This is a genomic window from Treponema sp. UBA785 (assembly GCF_002297065.1).
Classification (GTDB): Bacteria; Spirochaetota; Spirochaetia; order Treponematales; family Treponemataceae; genus Treponema_D.
In genome coordinates, this window is the sequence record NZ_DBJD01000081.1 from 1 (window position 1) to 10,428 (window position 10,428).

General features: G+C 41.9%; 8 protein-coding genes. 5 read left to right on the top strand and 3 right to left on the bottom strand.

Annotated elements, in window-relative coordinates; all coding sequences use genetic code 11:
* Positions 1-992, bottom strand: a 992-nt coding sequence (locus tag B2X33_RS06920) for an ATP-binding protein (RefSeq protein ID WP_296668586.1), incomplete at its 3' end; no start/stop codon positions are given.
* A gap of 356 nt (positions 993-1,348) precedes the next feature.
* Here B2X33_RS06920 and B2X33_RS06925 point away from each other — a divergent pair.
* Positions 1,349-1,819 carry an NUDIX hydrolase gene (locus B2X33_RS06925; protein WP_296668588.1) on the top strand — a complete coding sequence of 157 codons (471 nt, stop codon included), beginning with the start codon at positions 1,349-1,351 and terminating at the stop codon, positions 1,817-1,819.
* A 64-nt stretch (positions 1,820-1,883) separates the two neighbouring features.
* Here B2X33_RS06925 and pheT read toward each other — a convergent pair whose 3' ends face one another.
* Together pheT and B2X33_RS06935 are read right to left on the bottom strand one after the other, a co-directional pair.
* Positions 1,884-4,226 (bottom strand): phenylalanine--tRNA ligase subunit beta, encoded by a 2,343-nt coding sequence (pheT, locus tag B2X33_RS06930; RefSeq protein ID WP_296668592.1) that lies wholly within the window; start codon positions 4,224-4,226, stop codon positions 1,884-1,886.
* A 136-nt stretch (positions 4,227-4,362) separates the two neighbouring features.
* A complete protein-coding gene (locus B2X33_RS06935) occupies positions 4,363-4,704 on the bottom strand; it encodes a helix-turn-helix domain-containing protein (RefSeq protein WP_296016400.1) in 342 nt (113 codons plus the stop codon).
* A gap of 143 nt (positions 4,705-4,847) precedes the next feature.
* Between B2X33_RS06935 and B2X33_RS06940 the strand changes: the two genes are divergently transcribed.
* The 4 genes from B2X33_RS06940 to putP all read left to right on the top strand — a co-directional run bounded on the left by B2X33_RS06940 (position 4,848) and on the right by putP (position 9,614).
* The gene (locus B2X33_RS06940; RefSeq protein WP_296016402.1) at positions 4,848-5,159 is read left to right on the top strand and encodes a YhbY family RNA-binding protein; all 312 of its coding nucleotides are present in this window, start codon (positions 4,848-4,850) and stop codon (positions 5,157-5,159) included.
* A gap of 348 nt (positions 5,160-5,507) precedes the next feature.
* Positions 5,508-6,188 carry an epoxyqueuosine reductase QueH gene (locus B2X33_RS06945; RefSeq protein ID WP_296668597.1) on the top strand — a complete coding sequence of 227 codons (681 nt, stop codon included), beginning with the start codon at positions 5,508-5,510 and terminating at the stop codon, positions 6,186-6,188.
* Between the two features lie 9 nt (positions 6,189-6,197).
* Positions 6,198-7,580, top strand: a complete 1,383-nt coding sequence (gene argA / locus B2X33_RS06950; RefSeq protein WP_296668599.1) for an amino-acid N-acetyltransferase — start codon at positions 6,198-6,200, stop codon at positions 7,578-7,580.
* Positions 7,581-8,066: 486 nt separating this feature from the next.
* Positions 8,067-9,614: a sodium/proline symporter PutP gene (gene putP, locus B2X33_RS06955; RefSeq protein ID WP_296668601.1), complete on the top strand. Its 1,548-nt coding sequence runs from the start codon at positions 8,067-8,069 to the stop codon at positions 9,612-9,614.
* Positions 9,615-10,428 lie beyond the last annotated feature (814 nt).

Consider the following 10,428-nt stretch of genomic DNA (forward strand, 5'->3'; position numbering starts at 1 on the left):
TCAAGCGTGAGACCGGCAGCAAGTTTTGCAGAAATCAAGGCAATCGGAAATCCTGTCGCCTTTGAAGCGAGAGCCGAAGAGCGCGAAGTTCTTGGGTTGATTTCGATGATTACGATTCTTCCGTTTTTAGGATTGTGCGCAAACTGAACGTTTGTTCCGCCGATTACGCCGATGTTCTCGACGATTTTAAATGCCATTTTCTGGAGCTTCTGCTCGAGTTCCTTGTCAATCGTCATAAAAGGAGCGGCGCAGAAAGAGTCTCCTGTGTGAACTCCAACCGCGTCAATATTTTCGATTGTGCAGATTGCGACCATCTGGTTCTTTGCGTCGCGCACAACCTCAACTTCAAGCTCTTCCCAGCCCAAAATCGACTCTTCAATAAGACACTGGTGAGTGAGCGAAAGGTCAAGGCCGTTTGAGACAATCGCGCGGAGCTCCTCGACATTGTAGCAGAAACCGCCGCCGGCTCCGCCCATCGTGTATGCAGGACGAACAACAAGCGGAAATCCGATTTCCTCGGCGATTTTTTCCGCGCCCTCTACAGTATGGCAAATATCAGAGCGAGGAGTGTCGATTCCAAGATTCTTCATTGTCTCCTTGAAAATCTCGCGGTCCTCTCCCCGCTCAATCGCGTCAAGATTAACACCGATTACTTTTACACCGTACTTGTCTAGAACACCAGACTTGTTAAGCTCCATCGCCATGTTAAGTCCGGTCTGACCGCCCAAGTTCGGAAGAAGCGCGTCCGGCCGTTCCTTCTCGATAATCTGGCTTATTCTTTCGACATTAAGAGGCTCAATATAAGTCGCGTCCGCCATAACAGGGTCGGTCATAATTGTAGCCGGATTTGAATTCACCAAAACAATCTTGTAGCCAAGCTCGCGCAAAGCCTTGCAAGCCTGAGTTCCCGAATAGTCAAATTCGCATGCCTGGCCAATAACAATCGGGCCTGAACCGATAATCAGAACTTTCTTAATGTCGTCTCTTTTCATATATACTCCTAAAATTTATAAAAACCAATTTTATTTTTAGGAGGGGAAAGTCTCCCCCTCGCTCCAAAGCCAAGCCGCTATGCTTTGTTGGCTTTTCCACTACCCCCTCTCCTAGGGCTCCGCCCTAAAACCCGGAAGCATCGGTTTTTCAAAAAAAAAGCCCGTTTCAAAAAGAAACAGGCTGACAAATTAACAGATAAAAACAATATGAGCGCAAACTTTAGTAATGAGAGTTGAACACATTTTTACATTGCGGCTAGCCATACTAAAATTGAATGTTACAGGATTTGTCAAAAAGTTTCAAGAAAATGCAAGTTATATTTTTTTGAACTTTTGCTTGTGGTATAATCAGTTTTATGAAATCTCAACTTACAACTCTTTGCTATATCGAAAAAAATAATTCTTACTTGATGCTGCACCGCGTAAAAAAGCAGAACGACATAAACCACGACAAATGGATTGGAGTCGGTGGTCATTTTGAGCATCATGAAAGTCCGGAAGACTGCCTTTTGCGGGAAGTTAAGGAAGAAACCGGACTTACGCTCAAAAAATTTGCTTTTCGAGGAATTGTCACTTTTGTTTCGGATGAAGACGAGGCTGAGTATATGTGTCTTTATACTTCCGACAAATTCGAAGGCAAACTCATTGATTGCAGCGAAGGCTGTTTGGAATGGGTTCCGTTTGAAAAAATTGAAAGCCTTGAACTTTGGGAAGGCGACAAAATTTTTCTCCGGCTTCTGCACACAAATGCGCCGTTTTTTTCGCTCAAATTGATTTACAAAAATGGAAAACTTGTAGAAAAATTTTTAAATGGAAAGGCAATTTAAAACAAAAAAACCGGTTATTTTCCGGTCTTTTTGTTTAAGATAAGCGCAACCACCAAAGAATTGGTTATTTTACATCACAGTTGTCTGCTTTTTCTGTTGTAATTTCTTTTCCAGCAGCGAGAGCTTTTTTTCCTGCAATCATAAAATTATGATTTTCGATTTTGTAACTTACTTTGCAGAACTTGTCAATGTCGATTTTTGCAGGTTTTTCGCAAGGCTCGCTTCCTTCCAAAGAAATTACAGTTCCTGGAGCGGCCCACGGAGCGGTCAAAAGCTCAACTTTTTCTTTTCCGTCTTCTGTATAATCGCAGGCAAGCAACATTCCGCGGCTTTCTACGCCTTTCATTTTGCGTGGAGCTAAGTTTGCCGCAATAATTACGTGTTTTCCGAGGAGCTCTTCTTCTTTCAAATATGGGCGCAATCCAGACTGAATAATTCTTGGTGTGCCAGAACCGTCGTCCATTGTCTCAACATACAGTTTGTCGCCCTGCGGATTTGTTTCAACTTTTTCGATTTTTGCAACTAAAAGCTCGATGTGGCTGTTAAAGTAAGCTGCCGGGTCTGTTTCTGCAGGGCTTACATTTCCAGCTGGCTTTGATTCAGTTTTCGCTTTTTCTGCCGGTTTTGAATGTGGTTTTTCTTTTGGCATGAGGGCTTCGATGTCAACTTCGCCGGCAACACAAGGAACAATAATTCCCCAGTTTTCCAAAACCTGCGGATGAACTTCGCCAAAAACACCAACTTGTTTACCGTTGAGCATGATTGCAGCCTGTCTTCCAGGAATAAAGCGAGGGTCTTCAACTTCTTTTACGTCATATTTGTGGTCGAGAAGATAAAGAAGAGCGCTTACTTCGCTTGCAAGACTGTTAAAGTTTGCATTGTTGCAGGCTGTCATAAATCCAAGTGACTGAATTGTTTTTGTTCCTGTGTTTTCGCTTGAATCCAGAAAAGCAACTTTTCCGATTTCGAAAATTTTGTGGGGGAATACAGCCTGTCCAGCCTGACTTTCTGCCCTCAACAGAGAGGCAATGATTGAAGGACGAACAAACTGGTAGTTTTCGCTCATAGGGTTTGAAATTTCGATTACATTTTCTGAGCTTACGCACATGCGGTCGATATAGTCGCGTTTTGAACCCAGATAGTTAAAAATCATTTCCTGATAGCCAAGACCGACCATAATTTCTTTTGCCTTGCGGCTAAAAAGCGTAACGTCAGAAAGCTGTCCGACTGTAAAATCGCTTGGACGAACAGGCTTAAAATTGTCCAGGCCAACGCCAATCATGACATCTTCGATTATATCGACTTCGTGTAAAAAGTCGTTTCTGTATGGAGGCGGATTGAGAACAAATTCAACATCGTTTTTATTTGCCTTGAGATAATTTGCAGTTTTTTCAGAAGCGTCAAAATCTTTGGCAGAAACATCGTTATCCATTCTGGCAAGCGCATCCAAAACTTCATTTTTTGTCAAATCGCAGCCAAGTTTTTTATTGATTGCCGCAAGAGTTGTTTTTGTTGACGGCTGGAAATAGAACGGAGCAACAATCTCTTTTCCGAGCGCAGTTTCGTATGGATGAACAACTTTTACCGGCAAAATTTCATAACCTGCATCAAAAAAGTCGCAGGCAACAATATTTGCAGAAAGCATAAGGTTTTCCATGTTGTCGCCAGTAAGCTCAACCATAAGGTCTTTGTCGCCAACCTGCACTGCTCCAAGTGTTGCGGAATTGATAACAGGAGCCATCGAAAGAACTTCGCCAGTGTCGTCTGTCAAAAGCGGAAATTTTGGCAAATCTTTTATAATCCAGCCAAAATCTTTGCCCTTTGGATGTTCAGTCAAAATCTGACGGCAAGTCATAGGCTGCTCGCACTGCAAAGGAACAAAAGAAGTTTTGTCAGGATCAACAGCCTTGTAATGGCAAGGCCACTTAATATCAGCCATTCTGTAAACGCCCATAGAAATTGAGCGGCGCTTGCGGCCAAAGTTCCAGCAGAGCTTTTCCTGAGTCTGGATAATATCCTTTAACATTGGATCGTCGATTGGTTTTCCAGAAATTACAAAACTTACCATATACGGACGGATATTTTTCATTTCCGGCTCAACCGTAATTACACGGTCTGCGCAATCCTTTACGCTGCCTTTTTTAGACAAAAAAGAAGAATAATTTGAGCGTTTTGCGCCTTCATGAATACGGAGCTGACGGGTAACGCCGCCGGTAGACCAAAGGTCAGGACGGTTCGTGTCGTTCAATTCGATTTTAATAACGCGTTCATTTTCCGGCTGAGACATATCCGGCTTTTCATCGAGTTCAGCTTTAGCAAAAGTAAGCTTTTTTTCCAAAGTGTCAAAGTCGTATTTTTTTCCAAGAAGATTAAAAAAAAGATTTTCGTTTACTTCAATTTTTGGCATGATTTTCCTCTAATTTTCGCGTTTAATTGCCTTTAAAATAATAGAAAAATTATATCGAATTAAAACTTTGCTGTCCACAAAAGCAAAATCTTCGCGAGGCTTGCGCAATTTTTTTAGGAATAAAAAAAGCAAGCGGCTATTTTTTATTTCTGTCAGAAACGTGGTTTAGCGAATATAGATTTGAAGCCGGCTTGTCCAAAATAAATTCAATTGCCTGATTTAATTTTGACTGAAGTTCTTCCTTTAAATACATTTGGTCGGAATCGTAGCTCAAAAGAAATTTTGCATCGATATTTAGAGCCCTGGAAACTGCTGTTAAAGTGTGTGCGGACGGCCAGCGTCCTTTTTCCATATTGCGGATTGTGTTAACAGCAACACCGCTTTTTTCGGATAATTTTTCTTGTGTAATGTGTTTTTCGTGCCTGATTCTTTTGACGTTGTCGCCGATTATTTCGCCAAGACTTTTATCGCTGTTCATTTTAAGAATTTATATCTGAATTACTTACAAAAACAGACTTACTTATTATTGAAAATGTATCAAAATAACCAATAAGTTGCGGTTGATTAAGTGAAAAATCTCTTTAATTGATATTTTTTTCTACAAAAGATATTATTTCTTTTATGATTGAATTAACTAGCAAACAGAGAAAGTTCCTGGAAAAATCAGCTCAGCCAATGACGCCTTTTGTTTTGATTGGCGGCGCCGGAGTAACAGAAGAGCAGATAAAGCAAATTCTGGCAGTTATAAAAGTTCACGAACTTATTAAAGTGAAATTTAACGAGTTTAAAGACGAAAAAAAAGAACTTGCAAGAACGATTGAAGAAAAAACAGATTCGACTCTTGTGCGAATAATTGGAAATGTTGCGATTTTTTACAAAGAAGCCGAAAAAATGGCTGACAGAAAATTTGCAAAAGGACTTTTAAAAGCGTAAAAAATTGTCGGTTTTTCTTGAAAAAGCGCAGGATATTGCCTGTTAAATTAAAATATTCTGTTATAAATTTATTTTAGTTTAGTTGCAGTAAAAATTCGTAAAGTCTTACCAGAAAAAATAATTCTTTTTAGAATCTGCCGCTGAATCCGGGCTTTTTGATAAGTTTTATCTTTAAGCCCTTTTTTAATTTAAAAAGGCGGCGCAAGCAATGCTGCGGCGGACGCGGCGGCCGAAGTTGCCGGAGGCAATGAGCGCAAGCGAAGCCAGAGCGGCCGGTCTGACGGTTAAATAGAACGCAGAAAAAATGACTTAAATTGGCAGAAAAATAACGCCCGAAAATCCCCAAAAATGGAAAAAATAAATTATCAAAAAGAGCTTGAAAAAATTATTTCGCAGTTTTCGCAGAAAAAGGACGGAGCTAAACCTTCGCTTTTGCTGCATGCTTGCTGCGGACCTTGCAGCAGTTATGTAATTGAGTATCTTTCTGGAATTTTTGATATAACTGTTTACTATTATAATCCGAATATTCACCCGGAAAATGAGTATTTTAGGCGGCTTGAAGAATTAAAAAAATTTTTGAAGGTTTTTCCTGATGCCTTAAAAAACAAGGTTAAGCTCGTTGTTGACGATTATAATCCGGAAGATTTTTTTGCCGCGACAAATGTCAGAAACGAAGCTGAGCTTCAGAAAGAAAGGGAGCGCGGGGAACGGTGCCGCCGATGCTACAGGCTGAGAATGAGCCGTTCCTGGGATTTTGCCTGCAAGAATGGTTTTGACTGGTTTACGACAACTTTGAGCATAAGTCCGCACAAAGACAGCCAGATGATAAACGAAATTGGAATTGCGCTGGAAAAGGCGGAAAATGGCGGTTTGGCAAAGACGAGATTTTTGGTTTCGGATTTTAAGAAAAAAGGCGGATTTTTAAGGAGCACGCAGCTTTCGGACGAATACGGACTTTGGCGGCAGGATTATTGTGGTTGCGTTTTTTCTATGCAAAATAATAAAATAGAAGAAAACAAAAATCGTTAAGGAAAAAATATGACGCAGGCTGAAAAATCGATTCAAGAAAGGGCGGACAGTATTCGCGATGTAATCCGATACATTGGAAGGTTTAGCAACGCGATTGTCGTGATTTATATTGACGACAGAATTATTGATTCGCCAATGTTTACGAGCCATATTCACGATATTGGACTTATAAAGCAGTCTGGATTGAAAGTTCTTTTGGTTCCCGGCGCGCATAAAAGAATCGATGAAATTCTTTCGAAAAATTCAATTGAATGGACGAGCTGCAACGGAAGCCGGATTACTTCTCCGCAGGCAATGGAGCTTATAAAAACCGCCGCTTTTGAAGTTGCAAACAACGTAATGACAAGCCTTGCAGGAGAGCACATAACCGCTGTAATCGGAAACTGGGTTCGGGCGCGCGGAAAAGGCGTTATAAACGGAATTGATTTTGGAACTGCCGGCGAAATTGACAAAATTGACGATTTGAGCCTGAAAACTGTTTTGGAAGACGGTTTTATTCCGATTTTTCCGTGCATTGGCTGGAGCTTGAACGGAAAACCTTACAATATTTCTTCGATGCAGCTGGCAACTCAGCTGGCTGTTCATTTGAAGGCGGACAAGCTGTTTTTTCTTGTGCCGGACGGCGAAATTACAGAAAGAAATTTTAATCTTCCAAAGGGAGTTGGACTTTCGCCGGAAGGCCATGTGCCGGCTTTGAATATTGAGGAAGCTGAAGAATTTATTTCGGTTAACGAAGATGAAGAAAAATTAAAATCTTCTGGCAAAAAAGGTGTTTTTGAAAAAGAAAGCGCCCTGCGCAAAAACATAATTTCGATTTTAAAGCTTTCTAAGGAAGCATGTAAAAAAGGCGTTGCCCGTGCGCATATTTTGAACGGCAATGTTGACGGAACTTTGCCTTGCGAAATTTTTAGCAATTTGGGTTCCGGAACGATGGTCTATTCGTCGGATTATGGAAAAATCCGGGCAATGCGGCGCGAAGATATTTCTCAGGTGCTTTCTATAATAAGGCCTTTTGTGTTGGATGGAATTTTGCTTCCGCGCACAGAAGAGCAGCTCGAAGCGTCTTACAGCGATTACATTGTTTTTGAAATTGACGGCGCGGTCCGCGCCTGCTCTGCCCTGCATATTTACGACAGGACACAGGCAGAAATTGCGGCCGTTGCGGTTGATAAAACTTTTGCGCATATTGGAATCGGGCCAAAAATGATTGCTTATCTTATCGAAAAAGCAAAAACTATAAATCTTGAAAGCATTTTTATTTTGACAACGCAAACCGCCGACTGGTTTGAAAGCCAGGGGTTTAAGCCTGATTCGGTTGACTCTCTTCCAGAAAAACGCCGGAAAATGTGGAACGAAAAGCGCGGCTCAAAAGTTTTTAGGCTTTTTCTTTAGTTTTTTAAGCGGACAAAATTGAACTGACCGCAAAATGCAAAAAAAACAATAAATCTTTTAAGAACGCAAAACCTAGCCCGTGCCGGAGCAGCGCGCAGCGTTAAGGGGGTGTCCAAAAAGCTCTAAATGTCATTTTCTTGCTATGTCTGTTTGTCGTTGTCGTGTGGCGGCTGATTGTCATTCCCGCACTTGCCCCTGTCATTCCTGTGCCACGACACAGGAAGCTATCCGCATGGGATTATCCGGTCAAGCCGGATAATGACAACAAGCCGGATAATGACAACAAGTATGATAATGGCGGCAAGCAGGATAATGGCAGATGCTTTTGGGGCAGCCCCTTAATGGAGCAAAGGCGGAACTGCGCAGGGACGGTTTGAGAGAAAAATGTGCTCCATTTTATAGCTATAAGTTTTTAGTTTTAATTGAATAAACACGATATTTTTTGTAAAATTGTATTGTTATATAGAAACAATATGGGAGTAACTTATGGATTGGACGTTGATAGCAAAAATCAGCGCTTTTGTTCTTTACTTGGGCGCAATGATTTATGTTGGCTTGAGCAATACAAGCAAAAACAACACTTCTTCGGACTTTTTTCTTGGCGGACGAAATGTTGGTCCTTGGGTAACTGCGCTTTCGGCCGAAGCTTCTGACTCTTCTGCATGGCTTTTGATGGGACTTCCCGGCCTTTGCTATCTTGGCGGCGTAAAAGAAACTTTTTGGACTGCCCTTGGTTTGTGCGTTGGAACTTACATTAGCTGGCTTTTTGTCGCTAAGCCTTTGCGCAAATGTTCGGTTTCGTTCGGCGACTCGATTACTATTCCTGAATTTTTTAAAAACCGCCTGAACGACAAGAGCAACCTTCTTTCGGTTATTTCCGTGATTCTTATCGTGTTCTTCTTTACGATTTACACAGCTTCGGGTTTTGTTGCCTGTGCAAAGCTTTTTAATTCGGTTTTTGGACTTCCGTATCATGCCGGCCTTGCAATCGGTCTTGTAGTAATTTTGTGCTACACGATTACAGGCGGATACATTGCCGTTTGTACGACGGATTTTATTCAGGGAGCGCTGATTTTCTTTGCAATCGTAATTTCGGGAACAATTGCAGTAATTTCGCTGGGCGGTCCTTCTGCGGCCCTTGCCAGTGTCCAGAGTTTTGACGCGCGCGCCGTTGCCGGAAATTTTGGCGAGACTCTCAAGAATGCGTTTGTCGCAAACAAAAGTTACAGCGCAATGAATATTGTTTCCGCTTTGGCGTGGGGGCTCGGCTATCTTGGAATGCCGCATATTATCGTAAGGTTTATGGGAATTGACTCTCCGGAATCAATTAAAAAAGCGCGCAGAATCGGCATTTCCTGGATGGTCGTTTCGTATATTGGAACATTTGTAATCGGAACAGCTGGAACCGCATTCTTGTTAAATCACGGAATTGTCCTCGGTCTTGACGCAGGAACAGTTGTTGAAGGTGTAAAAGCGACAGGCGACGCAGAAACGATTTTTTCAGTAACAATGCAGAATATTTATCCGGCTTTTATTGCAGGAATTTTCCTTTGCGCAATTTTGGCGGCTTCAATGTCAACCGCCGACTCGCAGCTTTTGGCGGCCTCTTCCGCTGTTGGACAGGACATTTTTAAGGGAATTATAAAAAAGAACGCAAGCGAAAAAGAGGTTTTGAACGTAAGCCGCTTTACAGTATTCTTAATTGCCCTGATTGCGCTTTTGCTTTCGCTTAACCCGAATTCTTCGATTTTTGGCCTGGTTTCTTATGCCTGGGCCGGATTTGGAGCAACATTTGGCCCGCTGGTTCTTCTTTCGCTTTACTGGCGCGGATTGACAGCAAAAGGCGCAATTGCCGGACTTATCGGCGGCGGCGTTGTTGTAGTAATATGGCACAAGCTTTCTGGCGGAATTTTCAATCTTTACGAAATAGTTCCGGGATTTGTAGTTTGTCTTGTTCTTGCCGTGGCAGTTTCGTTGATTACAAAAAAAGACAAGAACGTGCTTGAGCAGTTTGACGCTTACAAAAAAGCCTAAAAAATATAAAGCCTAAAACTAAAAGAACGGTGGTTTTGAAAATCAGTCAAAATCATCGTTTTTTTTTATTTTTAGGAGCGCACCACAGCCACAAGCCGGCTCTGCACGGTTCCGCTTTCGCTCCATTCAAAGGGCGGAAAACTTTTCCTCCCTTTGAACGCTCCGCGCCGTTCCGATCCGGGCTAAGTTTTTCTGTTACTATCTATCATAACTGTCATTATCGGGCTCTCCTCACTTGTCCTTATCCGGCCCGACAGCTTGTCATTCCCGCACTTGGTAACTTGTCATTCCCGCATTTGACAACTTGTCATTCCCGCACTTGATGCGGGAATCTCTAAACGGCTGCCATTCTTGAGCCTGCCCTGCTTGTCATTATCGGGCTTGACCCGATAATCCATTGGATAGATTGCCGTGTCAAGCACGGCAATGACAGCCTTGTTAGCATGGTAATAAAGAGGCAATTAGTGCAGTAAATGGGTGTTTATTAGTGCGCTAACTAAGTGTATTTCGTGCTTTTTACGGCCATAAAAACTTTTCATGTTAACTTAATCTCCATTATTTTAATTGCTAGGCTTAATTTCGAGTTTTGTAAATTTACTGTCATTGCCGTGCTTGACACGGCAATCATGCTTAAAAAATGCAAGAGATTATCGGGTCAAGCCCGATAATGACTAGGAATTTCAAGAAATCCTAAAACTCGACATTTGACCTGCTATTAAAACAATTTAGAGCAAAAAGAGCCTTCCTGTTCCAAGCGGAAAGCGCTTCCTGTTAGAACAGGAATGTAATTCTGGCTAGAGCTGGAAAGGGCTTC

Coding starts and splice junctions, on each gene's coding strand:
- B2X33_RS06925 (WP_296668588.1), top strand. CDS start 1,349: ATGAAATCTCAACTTACAACTCTTTGCTATATCGAAAAAAATAATTCT.
- pheT (WP_296668592.1), bottom strand. CDS start 4,226: ATGCCAAAAATTGAAGTAAACGAAAATCTTTTTTTTAATCTTCTTGGA.
- B2X33_RS06935 (WP_296016400.1), bottom strand. CDS start 4,704: ATGAACAGCGATAAAAGTCTTGGCGAAATAATCGGCGACAACGTCAAA.
- B2X33_RS06940 (WP_296016402.1), top strand. CDS start 4,848: ATGATTGAATTAACTAGCAAACAGAGAAAGTTCCTGGAAAAATCAGCT.
- B2X33_RS06945 (WP_296668597.1), top strand. CDS start 5,508: ATGGAAAAAATAAATTATCAAAAAGAGCTTGAAAAAATTATTTCGCAG.
- argA (WP_296668599.1), top strand. CDS start 6,198: ATGACGCAGGCTGAAAAATCGATTCAAGAAAGGGCGGACAGTATTCGC.
- putP (WP_296668601.1), top strand. CDS start 8,067: ATGGATTGGACGTTGATAGCAAAAATCAGCGCTTTTGTTCTTTACTTG.